24 protein-coding genes are annotated in these 24,356 nt (G+C 54.2%); all 24 read left to right on the plus strand.

The genetic code is table 11. The features are described 5' to 3' along the window. Positions 1–8: 8 nt before the first annotated feature. The 24 genes from polA to WC317_02460 are packed head-to-tail and all read left to right on the plus strand — an operon-like array spanning position 9 to position 24,356. Positions 9–2,678 (plus strand): DNA polymerase I, encoded by a 2,670-nt coding sequence (gene polA, locus WC317_02345; protein MFA5338972.1) that lies wholly within the window; start codon positions 9–11, stop codon positions 2,676–2,678. Beyond that, positions 2,678–4,072, plus strand: coding sequence for a glycogen synthase GlgA (glgA, locus tag WC317_02350; protein ID MFA5338973.1), 1,395 nt, complete (start codon positions 2,678–2,680; stop codon positions 4,070–4,072). Before polA ends, glgA begins: the two co-directional genes overlap by 1 nt. A gap of 2 nt (positions 4,073–4,074) precedes the next feature. Further along, positions 4,075–4,674: a dephospho-CoA kinase gene (gene coaE, locus WC317_02355; GenBank protein ID MFA5338974.1), complete on the plus strand. Its 600-nt coding sequence runs from the start codon at positions 4,075–4,077 to the stop codon at positions 4,672–4,674. Then, complete coding sequence (locus WC317_02360; GenBank protein MFA5338975.1) at positions 4,650–5,168, plus strand: GGDEF domain-containing protein; 519 nt, start codon at positions 4,650–4,652, stop codon at positions 5,166–5,168. Before coaE ends, WC317_02360 begins: the two co-directional genes overlap by 25 nt. Beyond that, the gene (rho, locus tag WC317_02365) at positions 5,158–6,489 is read left to right on the plus strand and encodes a transcription termination factor Rho (GenBank protein MFA5338976.1); all 1,332 of its coding nucleotides are present in this window, start codon (positions 5,158–5,160) and stop codon (positions 6,487–6,489) included. Before WC317_02360 ends, rho begins: the two co-directional genes overlap by 11 nt. Positions 6,490–6,507: 18 nt before the next feature. Continuing rightward, positions 6,508–6,708, plus strand: a complete 201-nt coding sequence (gene rpmE / locus WC317_02370) for a 50S ribosomal protein L31 (GenBank protein MFA5338977.1) — start codon at positions 6,508–6,510, stop codon at positions 6,706–6,708. Positions 6,709–6,723: 15 nt separating this feature from the next. Then, on the plus strand, positions 6,724–7,794 hold the full coding sequence (prfA, locus tag WC317_02375; GenBank protein MFA5338978.1) for a peptide chain release factor 1: 1,071 nt from the start codon (positions 6,724–6,726) through the stop codon (positions 7,792–7,794). Between the two features lie 2 nt (positions 7,795–7,796). After that, on the plus strand, positions 7,797–8,582 hold the full coding sequence (prmC, locus tag WC317_02380; protein ID MFA5338979.1) for a peptide chain release factor N(5)-glutamine methyltransferase: 786 nt from the start codon (positions 7,797–7,799) through the stop codon (positions 8,580–8,582). Further along, positions 8,582–9,847 carry a UDP-N-acetylglucosamine 1-carboxyvinyltransferase gene (gene murA / locus WC317_02385; GenBank protein MFA5338980.1) on the plus strand — a complete coding sequence of 422 codons (1,266 nt, stop codon included), beginning with the start codon at positions 8,582–8,584 and terminating at the stop codon, positions 9,845–9,847. Before prmC ends, murA begins: the two co-directional genes overlap by 1 nt. Before the next feature lie 3 nt (positions 9,848–9,850). Further along, a complete protein-coding gene (rpsP, locus tag WC317_02390) occupies positions 9,851–10,093 on the plus strand; it encodes a 30S ribosomal protein S16 (protein MFA5338981.1) in 243 nt (80 codons plus the stop codon). Positions 10,094–10,097: 4 nt separating this feature from the next. Next, the gene (trmD, locus tag WC317_02395; protein MFA5338982.1) at positions 10,098–10,829 is read left to right on the plus strand and encodes a tRNA (guanosine(37)-N1)-methyltransferase TrmD; all 732 of its coding nucleotides are present in this window, start codon (positions 10,098–10,100) and stop codon (positions 10,827–10,829) included. Further along, positions 10,829–11,164, plus strand: coding sequence for a 50S ribosomal protein L19 (gene rplS / locus WC317_02400; protein MFA5338983.1), 336 nt, complete (start codon positions 10,829–10,831; stop codon positions 11,162–11,164). Before trmD ends, rplS begins: the two co-directional genes overlap by 1 nt. Beyond that, positions 11,133–11,735, plus strand: a complete 603-nt coding sequence (locus WC317_02405) for a ribonuclease HII (GenBank protein MFA5338984.1) — start codon at positions 11,133–11,135, stop codon at positions 11,733–11,735. Before rplS ends, WC317_02405 begins: the two co-directional genes overlap by 32 nt. Continuing rightward, positions 11,732–12,337: a histidine phosphatase family protein gene (locus WC317_02410; GenBank protein ID MFA5338985.1), complete on the plus strand. Its 606-nt coding sequence runs from the start codon at positions 11,732–11,734 to the stop codon at positions 12,335–12,337. Before WC317_02405 ends, WC317_02410 begins: the two co-directional genes overlap by 4 nt. Then, positions 12,307–13,623, plus strand: a complete 1,317-nt coding sequence (locus WC317_02415; protein MFA5338986.1) for a glycoside hydrolase family 2 TIM barrel-domain containing protein — start codon at positions 12,307–12,309, stop codon at positions 13,621–13,623. Before WC317_02410 ends, WC317_02415 begins: the two co-directional genes overlap by 31 nt. A 7-nt stretch (positions 13,624–13,630) precedes the next feature. Then, positions 13,631–14,722 (plus strand): 23S rRNA (adenine(2503)-C(2))-methyltransferase RlmN, encoded by a 1,092-nt coding sequence (rlmN, locus tag WC317_02420; GenBank protein ID MFA5338987.1) that lies wholly within the window; start codon positions 13,631–13,633, stop codon positions 14,720–14,722. After that, complete coding sequence (locus WC317_02425; GenBank protein ID MFA5338988.1) at positions 14,716–16,743, plus strand: hypothetical protein; 2,028 nt, start codon at positions 14,716–14,718, stop codon at positions 16,741–16,743. Before rlmN ends, WC317_02425 begins: the two co-directional genes overlap by 7 nt. A gap of 46 nt (positions 16,744–16,789) precedes the next feature. Continuing rightward, positions 16,790–18,469, plus strand: coding sequence for a formate--tetrahydrofolate ligase (locus tag WC317_02430; GenBank protein MFA5338989.1), 1,680 nt, complete (start codon positions 16,790–16,792; stop codon positions 18,467–18,469). 2 nt (positions 18,470–18,471) lie between these two features. Beyond that, complete coding sequence (locus tag WC317_02435; protein ID MFA5338990.1) at positions 18,472–18,957, plus strand: cyclodeaminase/cyclohydrolase family protein; 486 nt, start codon at positions 18,472–18,474, stop codon at positions 18,955–18,957. Beyond that, positions 18,954–19,769 carry a bifunctional 5,10-methylenetetrahydrofolate dehydrogenase/5,10-methenyltetrahydrofolate cyclohydrolase gene (locus WC317_02440; GenBank protein ID MFA5338991.1) on the plus strand — a complete coding sequence of 272 codons (816 nt, stop codon included), beginning with the start codon at positions 18,954–18,956 and terminating at the stop codon, positions 19,767–19,769. The genes WC317_02435 and WC317_02440 overlap by 4 nt, the downstream gene beginning before the upstream one ends. Further along, entirely contained in the window at positions 19,766–20,428 is a 663-nt protein-coding gene (locus WC317_02445) for a methylenetetrahydrofolate reductase C-terminal domain-containing protein (protein MFA5338992.1), read from the plus strand. The genes WC317_02440 and WC317_02445 overlap by 4 nt, the downstream gene beginning before the upstream one ends. Next, complete coding sequence (locus tag WC317_02450; protein ID MFA5338993.1) at positions 20,429–21,295, plus strand: methylenetetrahydrofolate reductase; 867 nt, start codon at positions 20,429–20,431, stop codon at positions 21,293–21,295. Positions 21,296–21,301: 6 nt separating this feature from the next. Continuing rightward, entirely contained in the window at positions 21,302–21,970 is a 669-nt protein-coding gene (locus tag WC317_02455) for a hypothetical protein (GenBank protein MFA5338994.1), read from the plus strand. Then, positions 21,939–24,356: a homocysteine S-methyltransferase family protein gene (locus WC317_02460; GenBank protein MFA5338995.1), complete on the plus strand. Its 2,418-nt coding sequence runs from the start codon at positions 21,939–21,941 to the stop codon at positions 24,354–24,356. Before WC317_02455 ends, WC317_02460 begins: the two co-directional genes overlap by 32 nt.

Genomic DNA, 24,356 nt, shown 5'->3' on the forward strand with positions numbered 1-24,356 from the left:
CTATACTAATGACGGAAAACCCAGATCGTCTTTTCTTAATAGACGGTAATTCATTCTGCTATAGGGCATTCTACGCTATCCGCAGCCTCACGAACTCAAAAGGCCAGCCGACGAACGCGATATACGGGTTCATAACCATGATCAAGAAGTTGATCGAGGACGAGAAGCCCGGATACCTGGCTATAGCGTTCGACCTCAAAGGGCCGACGTTCAGGCATAAGAAGTTCGAGGAATACAAGATCCACAGGAAGCCGATGCCGGATGAGCTGGTCGACCAGATGCCTCTGATCAAGGAAGTTGTCAGAGGCTATAATATCCCGATCTTCGAGATGCAGGGTTATGAGGCAGACGACGTCCTGGCGACGCTGGCGGTAAAGGCGGCGGAGAAGGGATACGAGGTCTACATAGTGACCGGCGATAAGGATATGCTCCAACTCGTCGGGCCGCGCATAAAAGTATATAACGTACACAAGGAAGGGCTCATCTACGACAAAGATAAAGTGAAAGAGCGCTACGGCGTCCCGCCGGAAGGGATAGTCGACCTGATCGCGCTCATGGGAGATTCCTCGGACAATATACCCGGCGTCACCGGTATAGGCGAGGTTACCGCGAAGAAGCTGATGGAGGATTTCGGCAGCCTCGATAAGGTACTTTCGGCCGGGGATAAGATAAAATCCGAGAACCTGCGGAAAAAGCTGGCCGAATACAGGGACCAGGCGATATTAAGCAAGGAGCTCGCGACCGTGGACAGGGATGTCCCGGTAAAGATAGATTTCGACGAACTTAAGGTAAAGGAGCCGGATAGCGCCAGGCTCTACGAGCTGTTCAGCGAGCTTGAGTTCAAGCGCCTGCTTAAGGACCTTTCCGCGCCGGGGAAACAGCTTACCGGTAAGTACCGCCTCATAGAGGATGAGGGCGCGCTTGACGGCCTTGTGGAAAAATTGGCCGGCAGCAAAGGATTCGCGCTGGATTTTGAGACTACAGGGACAGACCCTCTTTCATGCGAGCCGGTAGGTATATCTTTCTGCCGGGAAGAAGGCTCGGCTGATTACGTGCCGATAGGGGACGTTAAAGGGGGTTTCGGCAAAGAAGCCCTCTTTAAGAAGCTCAAGCCTGTCTTGGAAGACAAGAAGAAGCTAAAGATAGGGCAGAACATTAAATATGAACAGCTCCTGCTCGCGGTGAACGGCGTCAATATGGAAGGGCCGGTCTTCGATACGATGGTCGCTTCGTACCTGCTCAACCCGTCGAAACTGAACCATAACCTGGAAGACATAACCCTGGAATACCTGAACCTCAAAAAGACGCCGATAACCGACCTCATAGGCGAGGGCAAGAAGAAGATAACGATGAAGGAAGTGGAGATAGAAAAGATAAAGGATTATTGCTGCCAGGACTCGGATGCGGCCTTCAGGTTAAAGAACGTCCTCGAAGCCCAGCTCGAAGAGAAGAACCTGTACAAGCTTTTCCACGAGGTCGAGATGCCGCTGCTCGGTTGCCTCGCAGCGATGGAGCTGACCGGCGTCGCGATAGACGTCGATTACCTGGCTAAGATGTCGAAAGAGATGGAGAAACAGCTAGAGAAGACGACGGCCGAGATCTACGAGATCGCCGGGACCGAGTTCAACATAAATTCGCCGAAACAATTATCGGAGATATTGTTCGTTAAGATGAAACTTCCGACCGTCAAAAAGACCAAGACCGGGCATTCGACCGATGTCGAGGTCCTCGAGGCGCTTTCGGCGGTCCATGCCCTGCCGGCCCTGCTGCTGAAATACAGGGAGATCTCGAAATTGAAATCGACGTATGTGGACGCCCTGCCCCAGCTCGTAAACCCGAGGACGGGCCGGGTGCATACTTCGTTCAACCAGACTGTCACGGCGACCGGAAGGCTGAGTTCGTCAGACCCGAATTTCCAGAACATACCGATAAAGACCGAGACGGGCAGGCAGATAAGGCGCGCGTTTGTCCCGGGGACGAAGGGATGGGTGATCGTGTCGGCCGATTATTCCCAGATAGAGCTGAGGATACTCGCGCATTTTTCGCAGGACAAAGAGCTCCTCGAGGCATTCGATAATGGCCGCGATATCCACACCCATACGGCCTCGCTCATATTCGGCATCAAGGAAAGCGAAGTCACCACGGAGATGCGATCGATAGCCAAGACGGTCAACTTCGGGATCATCTACGGCATGAGCCCGTTCGGCCTTTCCAAGGAATTAAAGATCGAGGTCTCGAAGGCGAAGGAGTTCATAGACGCCTATTTCGAAAAATACGGACGGGTAAAAACGTTCCTCGATGACCTCGTGGACGAGGCTAGGGAGAACGGCTACGTGACGACCATATTGAACCGCAGGAGATACCTGCCGGAGATAAACAGCCAGAACAATTCCGTAAGGCAATTCGCCGAGAGGGCGGCCATAAACGCCCCGATACAGGGTTCGGCGGCCGACCTCATTAAAATAGCTATGATAAACATACATAATATTTTGAAGGAAAAGAAACTCGCCTCGAAGATGATACTCCAGGTGCACGATGAGCTGGTCTTCGAGGTCCCCGGCGATGAGGTGGAGGAGATGAAGAAGATAGTCAAAGACAGGATGGAGGAGGTCGTAAAGCTCACCGTCCCGGTCAGGGTCCAGGTGAAAGCCGGCAAGAACTGGCTGGAGGCGGCCTGATGCCTAAAGTTAATAAATTAAAAGTGCTCTTCGCGTCAAGCGAGGTAGACCCTTTCTCCAAGACCGGCGGCCTTGCCGATGTGGCGGGGAGCCTTCCCGTGGCCCTGGACAAGGCCGGGGTGGAGGTCAGGGTGATAACGCCGCGTTACAAATGCGTAAGGGCCTTCGGCAACGAGGCGATGCTGGCCGATAAGGTGCCGGTCTATTTCGTGAAGAACGACAAATTTTTTATGAGGGACAACCTCTACGCGGATAAGAAGGGCGACTACGCCGATAACCTCGATAGGTTCTCGTTCTTCTCAAGGAGCGTGATCGAGCAGTTGAGGGACTTGGATTTCAAGCCGGATGTGATCCATTGCAACGACTGGCAGACGGCCTTGGTCCCGGTCTATTTAAAGGAGATATACGGCAAGAAAGATAAGTTTTACCAAAAGATGAAGACCGTGCTCACGGTCCACAACCTGGGGTATCAGGGGGTATTCCCGAAACAGGAATTGCCGAAGACCGGCCTCGGTTGGGAATATTTCACGATGAACAAGCTCGAATTTTACGACAAAGTGAATATCCTGAAAGGCGGGCTCGTCTTCACCGACGCGATAACGACGGTCTCTCCGACTTACGCGAAGGAGATACAGACGGCCGAATTCGGATGGGGCCTCAACGGGCTGCTATCGGAGAGGAAGAAGGACCTTTTCGGGATCCTGAACGGTATCGATTACGATGAGTGGAACCCTTTGAAAGATAAAGAGCTTAAATACCATTTTTCGCCGTCGAAATCGGAGGGAAAATATAAGAATAAAGCCCTGCTCCAAAAGGAAGCCGGCCTGGACGAGAGGCAGGACGTGCCCATTATCGGGATGATATCAAGGCTTGCCGACCAGAAAGGCCTTGACCTTATCGCCAGGATAATCGGCCCGCTCCTGGACCACGACGTCCAATTCCTTTTGTTGGGCACCGGTGAGGAGAAGTATCACAGGCTGTTCGAGGAGATAAAAAAGAAGTTTCCCCGTAAGGCGTCGATAAACCTTAAATTCGACGAGATCCTGGCGAAGAAGATATACGCCGGCGCGGATATATTCCTGGCGCCGTCGAGATATGAGCCGTGCGGCCTCAGCCAGATGATATCGCTCAGGTACGGTACCATCCCGGTCGTCCGGAGGACAGGCGGCCTTGCCGATACGATAACCGAATACGACCCCGGGACGACGCGCGGCAACGGATTTGTTTTCGATACATATGACGCGTGGGAGCTTTTGGATGCCATAAAGAGGGCGATATCCCTTCATAAGCAGAAGGGCTTGTGGTCGAAGCTCGTCTCGAACGCGATGAAATGCGATTTCTCGTGGGATAAATCCGCGGAAAAATATCTTGAAGTATACAAGAAACTGGTGTGACGATGGTCATAATCGGGGTAACGGGAAGCATAGGCACGGGTAAGACGACCGTCTCGGGGATGTTCAGGAGGATGGGAGCGGTGGTGATCGACGCGGACGAGATCTCCCACAGGCTTATTTATCCCGGAAAGCCCGCATGGAAAAAAGTCGTTTCAATTTTCGGAAAAAAGATCCTGAGGCGCGACCATTTCATAGACAGGAAAGCCCTGGGCCGGAAGGTCTTTTCCGACGGCCGGCTCCTTAAGAAATTAGGCGGTATTATCCACCCGCTTGTGTATAAGGAGATCCGCGGGAGGATCGCCAAGATAAAAAGGTCCGATCCCTCGGCGATAGTAGTCGTCGATGTCCCTCTCTTGCTGGAAAGCGGCGGGCAAAAACAGGTGGACAAAGTGGTGGTAGTAGCCGCGCCTCGAAGCGTGCAATTCGCCAGGGCCGGCGGGAAATTCGGGCTCGGCAGGTCCGAAATATTGCGGCGCATAAAGATGCAGATGCCGCTTAAGGAGAAGATAAAGGCCGCTGATTTCGTGATCGACAACGGCGGCAGCCTCGTCTCTACGGCAAAACAGTCAAGGGTTATATGGAAGAAGCTAGTGGGAGCGTAAACTGTCCTCACAGGATAGAAGATGTCCTCGATGTCCTTAACAGTGAGATATCGGGGTCAAAGAACAAGAGGATACTTCCGCCTATCGCGCTTCTTTTGGTCGATGTAGATAATTTAGAGAGGGTCAACCGGTGGTACGGCAGGAGCACCGGTAATGAGGTGCTGTCGGCTACGGCTAAGATCCTGCACCGTACGATCGGGGAGGACGACCTTCTCGCCAGGTTCGGCGGGGACGAATTCCTTCTGCTCTTTCGCGGGATCACCCTGAAGGAAGCGAAGGAGAAGGCGTCAAAGATAATAGAGTCTTTAAAGAACCACGATTTCGCCTCGGACAGGCTGAAGATCTCGGCTTCGATCGGGATAGCGCATTATTTCTCTTTCGCTTTCTCGGGTGATGAACTGCTGGGATGCGCCGTGGAGGCTTTAGCGTTGGCACAAAAAGAGGGAGGAACATTTAAGGTGTTTATGGAAGAGGAGGAATGGAATGAAGACTAATAACGAAGAACCAAACGGGAAACAGGCGGGTAAGGAGACGACCGAGGCAAAGGAGCCGTCCGGCACGGGCTTCAACATAACGAAGCTCAAGAAGATGACTATCCAGGAGCTTACGAAGGCCGCTAAGGACCTCAACGTAAATTCGATAAGCGGCTTGAAGAAGCAGGACCTCATCTTCAAGATACTCCAGGCGCAGGCCGAGAAGGAAGGCTTTATGTTCGGCGAGGGCGTCCTCGAGATACTTCCTGACGGGTTCGGCTTCCTGCGTTCGTCGAACTACAATTACCTGCCGTCGCCGGACGACATTTACGTCTCGCCGAGCCAGATAAGAAGGTTCGACCTGCGCACCGGCGACACTGTCAGCGGCCAGATACGCCCGCCGAAAGAGGGCGAACGTTATTTCGCGCTGCTCAAAGTGGAAGTCGTGAATATGGAGCATCCTGAATCGATGAAAGAACGCACTTTATTTGATAACCTGACGCCGCTCTACGCCAACCAAAGGTATGTCCTCGAGACCGACACGGAAGAGATCTCGATGAGGATCATGGACCTTTTGACCCCGATCGGAAAAGGCCAGAGGGGCCTTATCGTCGCGCAGCCGTACAGCGGCAAGACGATACTGCTTCAAAAGATCGCGAACTCCATCATGAATAACTATCCGGAAGTCGTCCTCATAGTGCTGTTGATCGACGAGCGTCCCGAAGAGGTCACCGATATGCAGCGTTCGGTCAAGGGCGAGGTCGTGAGCTCGACTTTTGATGAGCCGGCCGAGAGGCACATACAGGTCGCCGAGATAGTCCTCGAGAAGGCGAAGAGGCTTGTCGAGAACAAGAGGGATGTCGTGGTCCTCCTCGACTCGATAACGCGCCTCGCGCGCGCCTATAACACGGTAGCCCCACATAGCGGAAAGATATTGTCGGGTGGGGTCGATTCGAGCGCGCTGCACAAGCCGAAGAGGTTCTTCGGCGCCGCCCGCGCCGTAGAGGAGGGCGGGTCGCTTACGATCATCGCGACCGCGCTCGTAGATACGGGCAGCCGCATGGACGAGGTCATCTTCGAGGAGTTCAAGGGAACGGGCAACATGGAATTACAGCTCGACAGGAACATGTTCCAGAAGAGGATCTACCCGGCCATAGACATCAAGCGTTCCAACACGAGGAAAGAGGACCTGCTTTTCAAGGAGGATGAGCTCAAGCGCATCTGGATAATGAGGAAGGTCCTCAACGAGATGAATTCGGACGAGGCGATGGAGCTGCTCGTAGACAGGTTAGGCAAGACCAAGACCAACGCCGAATTTCTGTTGAATATGCAGGCAAAATAACAAAAAGGAGAAACCGGAATGAAAGACAAGATCCATCCGAAGTATGAAGCCGCGACGATCACCTGCGCGTGCGGAGAGGTGATCCATACCCGCTCTACCAAACCGAGCATAAAGGTCGAGATCTGCTCGAAATGCCATCCGTTCTTTACCGGCCTTACAAAGCTGATGGATGTCGCGGGCAGGGTCGAGAAATTCAAGAAGAAATACAACAAAAAGTAAAAGGGCTTATACAGGATGTTTGAGGCTTTAGAGACAAGGGTCAGGCGCTATGAGGAGCTCGAGAAACTGATCACCGATCCGAAGGTGATAGGGGATTCGTCCGCCTACCAGCGATATACTAAGGAATTGGCTTCGCTCAGGCGCATAGTCTCCAAGTATAAGGAGTACAAGAAAATAGACTCCGAGATAACCGAGCTCGAGGACCTCCTGGAGAAGAAGTCATCCGACGCGGAATTCGCCGAGATGGCCAAGGAGGAATTATCCGGCCTCAGGAAGAAAAGGCCGGGCCTTGAGAAAGAGGTCGAGGAGATGCTCCTCGAGAACGACCCGGATGCGGATAAGAATATAATCGTCGAGATCCGCGCAGGCACCGGAGGGCAGGAGGCGTCGCTTTTCGCCTCCGACCTCTTCAGGATGTATTCCAGGTACGCCGCGAGCCAGGGCTGGAAGGTCGAGATGCTGAGTTCGAGCTTATCCGAAGCCGGCGGGTTCAAGGAAGTCGTCTTCGGCGTGGATGGCACCGGCGTATACCGGAAGATGAAATTCGAGTCGGGCGTCCACAGGGTGCAGAGGGTCCCGGCCACTGAAGCGTCGGGCAGGATACATACCTCGACTGTCTCGGTAGCGGTGCTCCCGGAGGCCGAGGACGTGGACATAAAAATCGACGCGAAAGACCTGAAGGTGGATGTGTTCAGGTCGTCAGGCGCCGGAGGCCAATCCGTAAATACCGCGGACTCGGCTGTCAGGATCACGCACATCCCGACCGGGATAGTGGTCCAATGCCAGGACGAGCGTTCCCAGTTGAAGAATAAGAATAAGGCGATGAAGGTCCTGCGCGCGAGGATAATGGATAAGGCGGTGACCGAGCAGCAGCAGAAGATAGCCAATGAGCGCAAGACGCAGATAGGAACGGGCGAGCGCAGCGAGAAGATACGGACTTATAATTACCCGGACAGGCGCATCACCGACCACAGGATAGGTTTTACTGTCCATAACCTCGAGAACGTCCTTGAAGGCGACCTCGAGGAGGTCGTAATGGCGCTTTTAAAGCAGGAGAAAGACCTCAAGCTCAAGGAGGCAAAATAAATATGGATTCACTGGAACAGCTTGCGTGCTGGGCGTTCAATTGCGACCGCGCGCAATTATATACAGGCGATTACGAGGCGGACGAGGAGAACATAAAACTCTTCCATGAGGCGCTGGACTCATACGCCCGCGGCATTCCGGTCCAATACATCACCGGCGAGGCGGAGTTCATGGGTTTCGATTTCGACGTCAACCCGTCCGTCCTCATACCGAGGCCCGAGACGGAGATACTCGTCGAGAGGGTCCTGACGCTTATGGAGAGGGAAGGCATCACGGAACCGTCCATCCTCGACCTCGGGACCGGTTCAGGGGCGATAGCCGTCAGTTTGACAAAACTGAGCCCGTCCTGTAAAATAGTAGCCTCCGACGTTTCCGAAGAGGCCCTGGAAGTCGGCAGGGAGAACGCCGCGGCAAACGGCGTAGGCGACAGGATAAAATTCGTCCTCTCCGATCTGTTTGAGCGCATTCCCGGCAGGAGGAAGTTCGACCTGGTCATCTCGAACCCGCCCTATATACCGAGCGAGGATTACGATTCCCTGCCTCCGGAGGTGAGGAGCGAGCCGAGGATCGCCCTGGACGGCGGGTTGAAAGGCCTGGAGTTTTATAAAAGGATAATCCCTGACGCCGCAAAGAGGTTGAACCGCGGCGGGTATCTTGTGCTGGAGATAGGATACGGCCAGGCGCGGGAGATAAACGATCTTCTCGCGTCCTCGGGATCGTACGCTGATGTCGAGATATTGAAAGATTATAACGATATAGACAGGATAGTTTTCGCGAAGAGGCGTTGATGGATAAGATAGTAATAGAAGGCCCGACGAGATTAAGGGGGACGGTCGAGGTAAGCGGGGCGAAGAATTCGGCGCTGCCGATAATGGCAGCCACGCTCCTTACCGACGAGAAGTGCGTATTAAAACGCGTCCCTCCCTTGCGCGACGTAAACACCATGATAAAGATCCTGCGCAACCTGGGCGTGAAAGTGCAGGTGGAACCCGGGCGGCTGGTGATAGAACCCAGGGGATATAAAAATTATATTGCGCCGTATAAATACGTCAAGGAGATGCGCGCCTCATTCTGCGTCCTCGGGCCGATCCTCGCGAAGCACAGGAAGGCCCAGGTATCGTATCCGGGAGGCTGCGCCATCGGGAACCGTCCGGTGGACCTCCACCTTAAAGGCATAAGGGCGCTCGGCGCGGACCTGAAGATAGAGCATGGTTACGTCGTGGGCGAGACGAGGCAGTTGAAGGGCGCGCACGTATATTTGGGCGGCGCGTTCGGCTCGTCGGTCCTCGCGACCGATAACGTAATGATGGCCGCGACCCTGGCAAAGGGCAGGACGGTGATAGAGAACGCCGCCTGCGAGCCGGAAGTCGTAGACCTCGCGGATTTCCTGAATAAGATGGGCGCGAAGATAAGAGGGGCAGGGACGCATTTTATAGAGATAGAGGGCGTAAAGAAATTGGGAGGGGCCGAGGCCGAGGTGATACCCGACAGGATAGAGGCCGGCACTTTCATGGTCGCGGCCGCGATAACCGGAGGCGATATCACCGTAAAAGGGGCGAGGTTCGACCATCTCGGCGCGCTGGTGGATAAATTACAGGATTCCGGCGTCACTATTACGCGCCACGGGAAAGATATACGCGTCCGGGTCCAGAGGCAGTTGAGGCCGGTCGATATAACGACCCTGCCTTATCCGGGGTTCCCTACCGACCTGCAGGCGCAGATGATGGCACTGATGACTACAATAAACGGGATAAGCGTCATAACAGAAAAGATATATCCCGACAGGTATATGCATGTCAGCGAATTGGCAAGGATGGGAGCGCAGATAAAACTCGAGGGCGACTCGGCTATCGTAAAGGGAATAAAACAGCTGAGCGGCGCCCCGGTGATGGCGTCGGATCTGCGCGCTTCGGCCGCGCTGGTATTGGCCGGCATGGCCGCGAGAGGCAGGACCGACGTCTCAAGGGTCTACCATTTGGACAGGGGTTATGATAAGATAGAGAAGAAATTGTCGCAATTGGGAGCGAATATACACAGAGAAAGGGAGGAGTAATCAATGGCAGCAGTGATCAGGTTGAAGAGGCTGGGGACAAAGAAGACGCCCCATCAGAGGATAATCGTCATAGATGGCCACAAGGGGCGCGATATGAAGGCGATCGAAGAGCTTGGCTATTACGATCCGACGAAGAAGCCGGCGTTCGGCAACCTCAAGAAGGAGAGGATACTGCACTGGATCAAGCTCGGCGCGAAGCCTTCTCCGGCCGTATCCAACATATTCAGGAAATCCGGCATAATATAATTTGATGCGGATAGATATTCTTACGCTCTTCCCGAAGATGTTCGAAGGCGTGTTCGGCGAATCAATAATCAAACGGGCGCGCAAGGCCGGGAAGGTTGATATACGGGTACACAACCTGCGCGACTGGACCGACGACAAACATAAGAAAGTCGACGACAAGCCGTTCGGTGGAGGTCCCGGGATGGTAATAAAGCCGCAGCCGCTCTTTGATGCCGTAGAGGACCTGAAGACGAGGTCATCGCGGGTCGTTCTTATGACGCCGCAAGGCAAGACCTTCGACCAGCCGGCCGCAAAAAAGATGTCGGGATATAAGCACATCATAATAGTCTGCGGGCATTACGAAGGGATCGACGAACGGTTCCGGAAGAAGTTCGTTACAGATGAGATATCGCTCGGAGATTTCGTCCTGACCGGCGGAGAGATACCGGCGATGGCGCTGGTCGACAGCGTGGTAAGGCTTGTGCCGGGAGTCGTCGGGGATAAAGGTTCGCTTGAGCACGAGTCGTTCGAGTCGGGCCTGCTTGAATATCCCCAGTACACGAGGCCGGCCGAGTTCAGGGGCCTTAAGGTGCCGGATGTTCTTTTATCCGGTGACCATAATAAAATAGATGTTTGGAGAAGGAAGATGGCATTAAGCAGGACGGGGTCAAGGCGTCCCGATATGTACAGAAAATTGAGCCTCCGCATCGGCGGGGCGAAATCCCGCCTCGGCGGGATAAATAAGGAGAAGAAGTGATGAATAAATGCGCTGCAGCGGAAAAGGATTACCTGAAGAAAGAGATACCGGTGTTCAAGGTCGGCGATACGGTCAAGATCTTCGTAAAGATCAGGGAAGAGGATAAGTTCCGCCTCCAGTCGTTTGAGGGCGTCGTGATAAAAAAGAGGGGAAGCGGCATCTCGTCGAGTTTCACGGTCCGCCGCGTCTCTTACGGCGAGGGCGTGGAGAGGACTTTCCCGCTCCATTCGCCTTCGGTCGATAAGGTCGAGGTGATAAAATCCTCGAAGCCGAAGAGGGCCAAGCTCTATTACATGCGTAAAAATGTCGGCAAAAAGGCTGATGTTGTATCATGAGCGTAAATTAAGCAGGCAAGGCAAAAGACAGGTCGCGGGGATAGATGAGGCAGGGCGCGGCCCGCTGGCCGGCCCGGTCGTCGCCGCCGCGGTCATATTAAGGGATTTCAGGTTCAAGAACAGGATAGCCGATTCCAAGGTCCTCACAAGGCTTGCGCGCGAGAGGGCCTACGAGGAGATACTCAGGAAAGCGGATATCGGGATCGGCATCGTAGGCGAAAAAGATATAGACAGGATAAATATCCTGCGGGCGAGCCTCCACGCCATGGAGTTGGCGGTCTACGACCTCGGCATAAGGCCTGACCACCTCCTTATAGACGGCAACATCCAACCGGAATTACCCCATCCAAAGACGACATTAATAGGCGGAGAATCGCGTTCCATCTCTATCGCCTGCGCTTCTATCGTCGCTAAGGTCACGAGGGATTTTATAATGACTTATTATGATGCCTTATACCCCGAATACGGGTTCGCCAGGCACAAGGGCTACGGGACGCGTTTGCATTTCATCGCGATAAGGAGGTTCGGCCCGTCGCCGATCCACAGGCGGAGTTTCACCCTTATAAAATGAACTTATTCATATTAAGGCACGGCGAATCGGTTTGGAACAGGGAAAACAGGGTCCAGGGAAGCAAGGATCCCGGTTTAAGCGAAAAAGGAAAACGGCAGGCGGAGCGCGCCGGCAGCCGGCTTAAGAATAAAAAGATAGATATAATTTATTCCAGCCCGCTTAAGCGCTGCGCGCAGACCGCGCGCATCATCTCGCGTAAGACCGGGGCGAAGATTAGGTTCGTCCCCGGCATACAGGAGATAATCCTAGGCGTCTGGCAGGGGAAGACGATAGACGAGGTAAAGAAACTTTATCCCAAGTCATACGCGATGTGGCTTAAGGACCCTTCGAAGGCCGCTATCCCGGGATGGGAAGGCGTGCCAAAATTCCGCAAGAGGGTGAACCGCGCATTCAGGTCGATACTGGAAATAGACACGGCGGCGAATGTATGCGTTGTGACGCACTGGGGCGTGATAGCGTCGCACCTGGCGAAGACGCTCGACGCGGATTTCGACCGGATCTTCCAGGGGGTAAGGGTGGATAATTGCGGCATAAGCGAAATTTCGTACATGAACGGAAAGGCGATAATACAATGCATAAACGATACGCGTCTGCTCTCCTGAAACGATGCGCGTCTTCTCTTTCGATCGTTTTTTTCCTGTTTTTCTTTGCCGCGCCGTGTTTCGGCGATGATGCGGCAAGCGTGGTCAAGGTCACGGGCAAGAAAGGCAGTTGGAGCCTTGAAGTCAACGGCAAGCCGTTCTATATCAAAGGCGTCGGCGTCGGGAAGATGACCGGCCTCGGCGGCGCCGATTACCTCAAAATGGCGCAGGAACTTGGAGCCAACGCGGTCCGCACATGGGGCACAGACCAGGGCACGCAGGAATATTTCGATACCGCGCTGAAGTACGGCCTTATGGTAGACGCCGGTATATGGCTCAATTACGCCAAAAAAGGCACGGAATACAGCTATCTTGGAGATAACGAATACAAAAAGAAGAAGACTCAGGAGATAACGGATTACGTCAACAAATTCAAGGGACATCCGGCGTTGTTGATGTGGAACATAGGCAACGAGGCGATCTTTTTCACGAAGGACGAGGAAGAGCGCGTAGCATTGGCGAAATTCCTTGAGGAGACGGTGCAGATGGTCCATAAGCTGGACCCCAACCATCCGGTCATCTATACCTCGGCCGATACGACCGCGTTACCGTATATACAGCAATACGCCCCGAGCCTCGATATATTCGGCATGAATATATACGGCAGTGTTAGGATATCGCACACCAAATGGGACAAATCCGGGCTGGAAATGCCGTATTGCGTTACCGAATACGGGCCGCACGGGCCGTGGGACGTCAAGAAGGACCAGAACGGCGCCTCGCAGGAGGAACCCGAGCAGGCGAAAGCGGCCATATACAGGAATATGACGCGCGAGATAATGAACTTCAAGGGATATGATATCGGAGGCTTCGCGTTCCACCTCGGGGAGACTTCACAGGAATCGCTTACGTGGTGGAACATAAACCAAAAGCTGTTAAAGAAGGCTTCATATTGGGAATTATACAAGATCTATACCGGAGGCAGGCCGCTCAATCTTCCTCCGCGGATAACAATATTGAAACTGGGCAAGACAAAAGGTATCGGCCCCGGGGAGATCATTGATATCACGGTAGAGGCAGCCGACTCCGACAGCAACCCGCTCGATTACTCCTTCATCGTATCGACGGCGCAGGAAGGGATACTGCAGTATTATGTCAACGAGGAGGTCCCGGTGAAGTTCGAGAACGTCGGCGCAAGATTCAGGATGACCGCTCCCGCCGCCAAAGGGCTCTACAGGCTATATCTCATCGTAAACGACGGGAACGGGAACGCAGCCGCCGCTAACAGATCGTTCAAGGTCGAATAAAAGGCATATGCCCGAAAAAAAAGAGGATATAAAGGACCTCTCGCTCGTCGAGCTTACGGCACGCATTAAAAGCCTTAATGAGCCGCCTTACAGGGCGGAACAGGTCTTCGAGTGGATATATAAAAAAGAGGCCAGGTCATTCGGGTTGATGACCGACCTGCCATCCAAACTCCGCGACTATCTCACCAATAAATTCTTCGTTACCGGCTCGGAGACAATAAAAAAACAGGTCTCTAAATCAGACGGGACGCGGAAATATCTCTTCAAATTAAATGACGGCGAGGAGGTTGAGGGCGTCTATATCCCGGCCAAAGACAGACAGACTATATGCCTCTCGTTGCAGGCGGGATGCGGCTTCGGTTGTTATTTCTGCGCGAGCGGGCTGCTCGGGCTCAAGAGGGACCTGCGCTGCGGCGAGATACTCGACCAAGCGCTCGCCATACAGGATGATATTGGTGCCGCCAAGGGCCCTGTGGGGTCCAAGGGCCCTGCGGGGACCAAGCGCATAACCAATGTGGTGATGATGGGCACCGGAGAGCCGCTCGCCAATTATGACAACGTCATCAAGGCCGTCGGGATAATGAATTCCCCGCTGGGGCTGGGTATCGGCGCGAGGAAGATAACCGTCTCGACCGCCGGATACATCCCCGGGATGAAACGGTTCATGCAGGAGAAAGAACAGTTCGAGCTTTCAGTCTCGCTGCACGCCGCCGACGACATAAAACGCTCAAGGCTCATGCCGATTAACAAAAAATATCCCCTCTCCGAACTGATGGAAGTCTGCCGCGAATACACAAAAGGTAAGGGCAGGATAATCACTTTCGAATATATCCTTATCAGGGATGTCAACTCTTCACCTACCGACGCGCAAAATCTTGTCAGGCTGCTGAAGGCGCTTAACTGCAAAGTGAACCTTATCCCGTTCAATGCGGTCCCTGATTTTAAATTTGCCCCGCCGTCTAATAAGGATGTCGGAAATTTCCAGGAGATATTGGAGAAAGGCGGGATAAACTCGACCATAAGGGCGCAGAGGGGCGCCGACATCGACGCCGCCTGCGGGCAATTGCGCCTGCGCGAGGCGGAAGGGAAGAAATGCTGAATAGGAATAAGACCATAGCCTTCTTCGCCTTTATCCTGCTTGTTACGCAAGGCCTTTGTTCCTCCGAAGAAGAGAAGGGCTGGGTGCCGTATTATTTCGGCCCGGCTACGGCCGGTGGGCTCGTCTCGGAAAATGACGAGGGCATCATCCTCTCTCTCGATAAGGCCGGCGCGTTCGGAGTATATAATCCCAGCAAGTTCGGCGGGAATTTTGACGCGCGGACCGAGATAAAGACCGGGAAGGGCATCTGCGGGATGATGTTGTTCAAGGACAACGGCGGCAAACCCGACCCGTCAAATTTCGTCGGCATAGAGAGGCGGGAGGACGAGGCCGGCAACAAGACGGTGAGGGTCTTCGCGATAAAAGACGGGCAGGATTTCACTCAGCAGGGCGCCCAGTGGAACCCGCGTTTCGAGGCGGTCCTGAATAACGAGTCGTTCGGCTTCGAGGCGAAGGCGTTCAGGATACTCGAGGACGAGAAGGCGAAGTGCCTTCATTTTTATTACAAATACGAGAGGAAGATCGACGGGGAGAAGAAGGAAGGATGGCTGGAGTTCTCGACGCTTCCCGATTGGGACGGGAAACCGTTCTATTTCTATCCGTATGTGAAAAGCAACGGCGATTTTACCGCGAAAGCGGTCTTTATGAAACCGATGGTAATGCTTACGCCGTCCGATGACAGGTCCGACAAGGATACGGGGTTTAAGGCGACGAGGCGCGATTACACTTTTTCGGGATCCTCCGGGGACGCGGTCGTCGTCACCTTCGACAGGGAATTCCCGTTTTACGATAAGGCCAAATTCGTCTTCTGGAGCGAGGCGGAATATATACCCTGGTGGCATATCGACGACAAATGCGCGGCATATTATGAATTCTGCGAGATATGGGGCGGCGGGACCGAGGGCTGCGATGAGCCTATGGGCGACCGGCTGCTGCGCTGGACCAAGGCGGATATAGTAGAGTCGAACAAGGCGCGCGTCATAGTCCATTGGCGTTATGTGTTGGCGGACCCCGAATACAAGTGGTGGAGCATGGACCCGGTCGAAAAGCCTTATGCGGACGAGTGGTACTGTTTTTATCCCGACGGGACCGGGGTTAGGAAAGTCACATATACGCCGGTCACCACTTCTAAATACGAGACCGATTGGAACGAAATATCGGAGTTGACCGTCATAAAGCGCGGCGGCGTGAAACCGTCCGAGGTCATAGACAAAAAGGCTGTCTCGATATTCAATCTCGACGGGAAGAAGGTAGATTACCTGTGGGACCTCTCCAAGAAAGGGACGCCGGCTAAGAGGGACGACGAGACCAGGAACTGGCCCGAGGCGATATGCCGCTTGAACCTCAAGGACAGGCCTGCCGTATTCGAGGTGTTCGCGCAGGGCGGGGAGGCGTATAAAAAGACTTTCCCCGAGCCGTTCAAGAACTGGTGGGGGCATTACGGCGAGGATTGGGCGTTTGAGATGCGGGGCCAGAAGGAATACGAGGGCGATTTCGGTGTATTCTCGCACTGGCCGATAAGCAAAATGCCGTATGAAGAACCCGATAAGACATTCGGCAGGTACCTGCGCGAGCCGGGACATATATCGCTATTGCCGATCGCCGGCCATCCCAAAGTCAAGGGCCCGACGACGTGGGCGATGCTTGTGGGTATGAGCAAGCCTTGGGACGACCAGGATGCCCGCGACAGGGCCTCGTCCTGGCTTTATCCCGGCGACATCAGCATGATAGACGAGAACGCGAAATTCATCGGGAACGACTATTACCAGCGCGCGCTCGTATTTGAGACGGATAAACTTAACCGCGCCTGCCAGTTCACTATGTATCCTAAGATCGTCTCTTCCGTCGTCGTAAACCCCGTATTCATCATAAAGAACTGGGGCAATAACCCGGTCTCGGTCACGATGAACGGCAAGCCGCTCAAAGAAGGCCTCGACTACCGCTGCGCCATTGAAGGCGACTCGGCCGTCATCTGGGTCAAGGCCAAATTCTCCGGTCAAACCGCGTTCTTGATAAAGTAATATGCCTTGACGCAAATCGTTTGTTTGCCTATAATAAAGATTCACTATGTTCGCTAAAAAACCGCATTCCACATCAGAGATCGCGAGACTCACGCATCCCAAGCAGATCGTTGGGGTTGCGACAAAAGCCGGCTTAAACGCCGACGAGCTCGAGCTTTACGGAAATTTCAAGGCCAAGATCACGCTTGCCGTCCTGCAGAGGCTGAAACAGCGCCCTGACGGGAAACTTATCCTGGTCACGGCAATGACCCCGACCAAGCACGGCGAAGGCAAGACATGCATTTCGATAGGCCTTACCCAGGCGCTCGGACGCCTGAAAAAACGCGTCATTCTATGCCTTCGCGAACCGTCGCTGGGCCCTGCATTAGGGCTTAAGGGCGGCGGCTGCGGCGGAGGATACGCGCAGGTCCTGCCGATGGAGGATATAAATCTCCATTTCACGGGCGATATACACGCGATAACTGCGGCGCACAACCTTTTGGCCGCCATCATAGATAACCACCTGGCGAAAGGGAACGAGTTAAAACTCGACCCGAAAAGGATAATCTGGCGCAGGACGATTGACCTTTGCGACAGGAGCCTGCGCGAGGTGCAGGTCGGCATTGCCGAAGGCGCGGTAAAGAGGCGCGAAAGTTTCGATATCACGGCCGCCTCGGAGATAATGGCGTGCCTGGCGCTCACTACAGGCTACAAGGACCTGAAAGAGAGGCTCGGGAAGATAATAATCGGTTTTACGAATAAGGGCAGGCCCGTCACCGCGTCCGAGATGAAGGTCGTCGGCGCGATGGCCGCCATTTTAAAGGACGCGATAAAGCCCAATATGGCGCAGACGCTCGAAGGCCAGCCGGCATTAATACACATGGGCCCGTTCGGGAATATCGCCCACGGCACGAACAGCATCCTCGCGACGCAGATGGCGTTAAAGCTTGCCGATTACGCGGTAGTCGAAACCGGTTTCGGCACCGACCTGGGCTTCGAGAAATTTTGCGATGTAGTGACGCGGCAGGGGAAATTCAGGCCCGACTGCGCCGTAGTGGTCGCGAGCGCAAGGGCGTTGAAGTCCCACGGCGGCGCGGCTGACGCTGACCTCGAGAAGGAAGACCAGGAAGCGCTTAATAAAGGCCTGCCGAACCTCGAACGGCACATCGAGAACGTAAAGAAATTCGGGATCTGGCCGGTCGTGGCGATAAACAGGTTCCCGGGGGATTCGGAGAACGAATTGAACAGGGTAAAGGAATTTTGCAGGAGCAAAGGGGTCCTCGCCGAGATAGCGGAGGTGGTCGCCAAGGGCGGGGAGGGCGGCGAGAAACTCGCGCAGGCAGTCATCGCGACTATGCAGGAGCATCCCTCGAAATTCAAGCCGCTTTATGATCCGGAGCTTTCGATAAAAGAGAAGATAGATAAGATCGCCACCGAGGTGTACGGCGCCGAGGGCGTCGTATACGTCGGGACATCAGAAGATGATATAAATTTCCTTACTGAAAATAACTACGATGAGCTTCCGGTGAATATGGCCAGGACGCACCTGTCGTTTACCGACGATCCGAAGGTGAAGGGCGCCCCGGCTGGATGGCGGCTCAAGGTCAAAGAGGTGAAGGTCTCGGCAGGCGCGGGTTTCCTGGTCGCGTTGACCGGGGAGATGAACCTGATGCCCGGGATGCCGAAAGTCCCGCTCGCCGAGCGGGTCGACGTGGATAACGACGGTAATATAACGGGGTTATTCTAACGATGAAGATAAGCGCGAAGAACAGGATCGATCTTTTTGTAAAAGAGCTGGGAGAGAGGAAGCCCTCGCCCGGCGGCGGCGCGGCAGCTGCTTTAGCCGGCGCCCTCGGGGCCGCGCTAATAATAAAAGTCGCGAATTTTACGATCGGCAAAAAGAAATACAAAAGATACGATAATGAAGCCAGGTCTATGGCAAAGAAGGCCGAGGCGTTGAGGAATAAATTGGGCGCCTGCATAGAAAAGGACGCCAGGAGATATAACGAATACGCGAGGACCAGGAGCAAGTCCTCGATGCAAAAGGCCTCGGATTGCGCGGCGGAGATATCGAAACTTTCCGGGCAAGGCGTGAAGATATGCATGAGGCTAAAGAAGATAGGGAATAAGAACCTGAAGGGAGACATAACCGCCGCGGAATTATTTTTGCGGGCGGCGGCCAAGGCGTCGGGGAACCTGATAAAGCAGAAAAAGAAGAGGTGGATCGTCAGATGACGGCCAAGATACTGAACGGAAAAGAGCTCGCCTCTAAATTAAAAGCGCAGTTGAAGCGCGAGGTGGCTGCCATAAAGAAAAAATACGGCAGGACGCCCATGCTCTCGGTCATACAGGTGGGCGTGCACAAGCCGGCGACCATCTACATAAATTCGCAGGAGAAACTGGCCAGGGAACTCGGCATAAAATACAGGAAGGTCTGTTTAGGCGCTTCGGTCTCGCAGGACGAGCTTATCCGCGCGATCAAGAAATTGAACAGGGATAAGGCGACGACCGCCGTAATGCTCGGCCTGCCACTGCCGAAGACGATAAACCTCAAACAGACGATATTCTATATAGACCCGTCCAAGAACGTCGAAAGGGTCAACCCCACGGCGTCGGCGGTGATGGAGATAATAAGATCGACGGGGATAAGCCTCTTCGGCAGGGAAGCTGTTGTTGTGGGGCATGGCGAATTGGTCGGCAAACCCATAGCGATGTCTTTGCTTGATAAACTGGCTACCGTGACTGTCTGCCACATCGGCACGGCCGCGCGCGGGGACCTTAAGGGACATATATCGCGCGCCGAGGTGCTGGTCGTCGCGGTCGGAAAACCGAATCTCGTAAAAGGCGGCTGGATAAAGAAGGGCGCCATCGTTGTCGATGTCGGCATAACCAAAGTCGGCGGCAGGATAGTCGGCGATGTGGAATTCGATACGGCGAAGAAGCGCGCGGGGTTCATAACCCCTGTCCCCGGAGGGGTCGGGCCGCTCACCGTGATAATGTCGATGTGCAATTGCATAGCGCTCTTTAAGGAGCAGGTGAAAAGATGATAATCACGAAACAGAAACCCATAGACGATATCCTTAAATACCTGGAAAAAGCGAACAAGGTATTTATAGTGGGATGCACCCAGTGCGCCACGGTCTGCAAGACAGGCGGCGAGGAAGAAGTAAAGAAGATGAAGGAATTCCTGGAATCGAAGGGAAAGAAGGTCATAGCGGCCGAGGTCTGGGATACCCCGTGTAATCTTCTTGAAGTCAAGAAACGCGCGCGCGACAGGAAAAACGAACTCGAGACTTCAGAGACCCTGCTTTTGATGAGTTGTGGAGACGGCGCGCATACGGTTGTTATCGGGACAGGTATGCCGGTGGTCCCGGGAAATGACACGCTCTTTTTGGGCCAGTCAGAGAGGACCGGGCGTTTTAACGAAGTATGCGCGTTGTGCGGCGATTGTACGCTTTTTATTACCGGCGGTTACTGTCCCAACGCGTTATGCCCCAAAGGGCTCCAGAACGGGCCGTGCGGAGGGGTCAAGGACGGTAAATGCGAGGTCAGCCCCGATATAGACTGCGGCTGGCTTCTGATATATAACAGGCTCAAAGATACGGGCAACCTTGATAACATGAAAAAAGTCCTTCCTCCGAAGGACCACTCTAAATCGATAAGGCCTCGCAAGGTCGTGGTGGACGCGACGAAGAAAAGGATATAGATGACCTTAAAAGAAAAAATTAAAAATAAGAAGTTCATAATAACGAGCGAGATAGGCCCGCCCAAAGGGATCGACGTCAAAACTATCCTCGAGGAGGCGCGCCTTCTTAAGGGCAGGGTCGACGCGGTCAACGTGACCGATTCGCAGAGCGCGGTGATGAGGCTCGGTTCGCTAGCCGTGAGCCGGCTTCTGAAGGAAGAAGGCGTGGAGCCCGTATACCAGCTGACCTGCCGCGACAGGAACAGGATAGCGCTGCAGTCCGACGCTTTGTCCGCGGCCGTCCTGGGCATAGAGAATATCCTGGTGCTGACCGGCGACCACCCGTCGCGCGGCGACCATCCGGAAGCGAAGCCTGTCTTCGACCTCGACTCGGTCCAGTTGATCGAGACCTTAAGGAAGCTCGAGAGCGGGAAGGACCTTTCCGGGAAGGAACTTAAGGGCGTCCCGAAATTCTGCGTCGGCGCGGTCGTAAACCCGGGCGCGGACCCGGTTGAACCGGAACTGATAAAATTCGAGAAGAAGTTAAAGGCGGGCGCCGAGTTCTTCCAGACGCAGGGCGTCTATGACGTTAAGACATTCGCGAAATTCATCGATAAGGTCAAGCAATATAATACCTGTATAATCGCGGGCATCATACTTATTAAATCCCCTGACATGGCGAGGTTCATGAACAAGAACGTCGCCGGGATATTCATACCTGACAGCCTGATAAAAGAAGTCGAAGGCGCCGCCGATAAGCAGGATAAGGCCTTTGAGATCGCGGCGCGCACCATAACAGGGTTGAAAGGCCTGGCGCAGGGCGTCCATTTAATGTCGTTGGGCTGGAACAAGCTCGTTCCCCGCATCCTGGATGCCGCGGGCCTTTAGGAGATAATGATCGTCTTTCTGAAGAATATCCCTATAAAGATACCGGCGGACCTCGTCCTCTCACGCCTCAAATTCGCTAAATATAAGACAAAGGCGGACAAGAAGATATTCGCGTTCATCTCCTGCGTGATCGAGGAAGGCCATTCGCTCGCGGAGCCGAAAGCTGTCTACGGGATATTTGATGTCGCGATAGAGGGCGATGCGGTAAAATTCCCGGAAGCGAAGTTCGCCGTAAAAAGCAACGCCCTGGCGAAACGGCTTAAGGGAGCCGGTAAGGCGGCGCTCTTTGTATGCACGATCGGTAAAGATCTCACCGATGCGGTGAACGGATACGTGACCAAAGGCGAGATCGCTCGCGCGACGGTCCTGGACGCGGCCGGCTCAGAAGCCGTCGAGGCGCTCGCCGGGCATATAGACAATGTGATAAAGGCGAAAGCCAAGGCCGAGGGTTACGCGGTAACGGCGCGGTTCAGCCCGGGATACGGGGACTGGACGATATTCGACCAGCCTAAAATATTGAAAGTCCTGATGTCGGACAAGATCGGCGTAAAGGCGGTAAAGAGCTGCATCATGGTGCCGGAGAAATCTGTCACGGCATGCATCGGCCTTATAAAGAAAGGCCAAAGGCCCATAAGAAAGGTCTATGAAAAAAATATCAGCCCGCTTAAAAAATGAGATACTGATATACGACGGGGCGCTGGGCACTGTCCTGCAGGAGACAGGGGCGCTGAAGGCCGGGGCCTGCCCCGAGGAATTAAATCTCCTGGAGCCCGATATTATAAAGTCCATCCATCTTGATTACATAAAAGCCGGCGCCGATATCATCGAAACGAATTCGTTCGGCGGCAGCAAATTAAAACTCGCGGCATACGGGCTTGAGAAAGAAGCCGACAGGATAAATTATGAGGCGGCGCGCATCGCCAGGTCCGCGGCCGCGGGTAAGGCGTATGTCGCGGGCTCTGTCGGGCCGCTTGACAGGCAGTTGACGCCTCTGGGCGACCTCTCTTTTGATGAGGCGGTAAAGCTATTCGAAGACCAGATACGGGCCCTTAAGGAAGGCGGATGCGACCTGATAATACTGGAGACCTTCGCCGATATAAAGGAGCTGAAGGCGGCATTCATCGCGGCCCGCCAGGCAGGCGGCCGGATCCCGGTGCAGGCGCAGATGACGTTTGAAGGCGGCGAGCGCAGCACATACGGCACTCCGCCGTCGGCGTTCGCGGTCTTGTTCCAGTCGCTCGGCGCGGATATCATCGGGACGAACTGCTCTACCGGCCCGAAGGAATTAATAAAAGTAGTCAAAGAGATCATCCCATATACCGATAGATACGTCTCATGCCTTCCGAACGCGGGACTTCCGGAATTACGCGCCGGCAGGACATATTTTCCCGAGAGCCCGAAGTCCTTCGCGAGATACGCCGCGGAGTTCGCCGGGTTGGGCGCGAGCCTGATCGGCGGATGCTGCGGTACCACTCCGGAACATATAAATGAACTGAAAAAGATCTTAAAAAACAGGCGTCCGGCAAAGAGGAAGTATTCCCCCGCGTTCAGGCTATCCTCTAGGACAAAGGTCGTGGAGCTTAACGCGAAGACGCGCCCGCTGATCATAGGCGAGCGTATCAACCCGACCGGTAAGAAAGGCCTCCAGGAAGAGATAAAGGCCGGCAAGTCCGTCACTATCAGGCGCGAGGCGATAGAGGAGACCAAAAAAGGCGCGGACATCCTGGATGTTAATGTCGGTGTGCCGGGGACGCGCGAGCAGGAGACGATCGTCCCGGCCATAGAGGCTGTCCAGGCGGTCAGCGAGGCGCCGGTGTCGATAGACAGCGCGAATCCCGCGGCCGTCGAAGCGGCGCTGAAGGAAGTCTCCGGAAAGCCGCTGATCAATTCGGTCAACGGCGAGAATGATAAGATAAATTCCATCCTGCCGCTCGCGAAGAAATACGGGGCGGCGATACTCGTCCTGGCCCTGGATAAGTGCGGTATCCCGAAAGATTCAAAAGCCCGCGTTAAGATCGCAACAAGCGTCATAAATAAGGCGCTGGCGTTTGGCATACGAAAAGAAGATATAATCGTAGACCCGCTCACGCTGGCCATATCGGCTGAGCCTGAGCAGGTGAAAGAGACGCTCAAGGCGATCAAGGAACTGAAGAAGAAAGGATTCTCCTCCTCGTTAGGCGTAAGCAATGTGTCGTTCGGGCTGCCGAACAGGAGGAAGATAAACGCGGATTTCTTCTCGCTGGCGCTCGCTTCCGGCCTAGACCTCGCGATAATAAACCCGAGCGACGACAATATGTTCTGGGTCGCGAAACAAAAGAAGAAGCGCGCTGCGGACGAAGCCGGAATAAAGAAATTCCTTAAGGCCGCGCTCAGCCCTATCGAAGAGGTTTCGAGGAAAAAGCTGGAAGTAAAGCCGGGCGAGCATAAAGACGTGAAGACGCGGCTCAAAGAAGCGGTCCTCTACGGCGACAAGGAAAATATCACCGCGTATGTCGAAGAGGCGCTTTCCCAAGGCATCGCTCCGCTTGAGATAAACAGCAAGATACTTATTCCCGCCCTGGAGGTAGTCGGCGAGAAATTCGGCAAGAGGGAATATTTCCTCCCGCAGGTGATATTATCGGCGGAGGCAGTCCAGCGGGCGTTTGGGCGGCTCAAGAAAGAGATAAAGCCCGGCGAAGAGGAAGATAAGGGCACTATCGTGATCGCGACCGTCGAGGGCGATATACATGATATCGGGAAGAATATCGTCATATCGGTCCTGGAAAACCACGGCTATAAGATAGTCGATCTCGGCCGCGGCGTGCCGGCCGATACGATAATAAAAGAAGCGGTAAAGAACAAAGCCGATATAATCGGCTTGAGCTCCCTGATGACGACGACGATGATACAGATGGAGCGCGTCATAAAGGAATTGAAGAAGAAGGGCCTTAATTTCAAGACGATCGTGGGCGGCGCGGTAGTGACCGAGGCGTTCGCCAAAGAAATAGGCGCCTCAGCCTACGCGCGCGACGCGATCGAGGCGGTCAATATCGTAAAATCGCTCATGAAAGAGAGAAGGTGA

The organism is Candidatus Omnitrophota bacterium, from assembly GCA_041653595.1.
GTDB lineage: Bacteria > Omnitrophota > Gorgyraeia > Pluralincolimonadales > Pluralincolimonadaceae > Pluralincolimonas.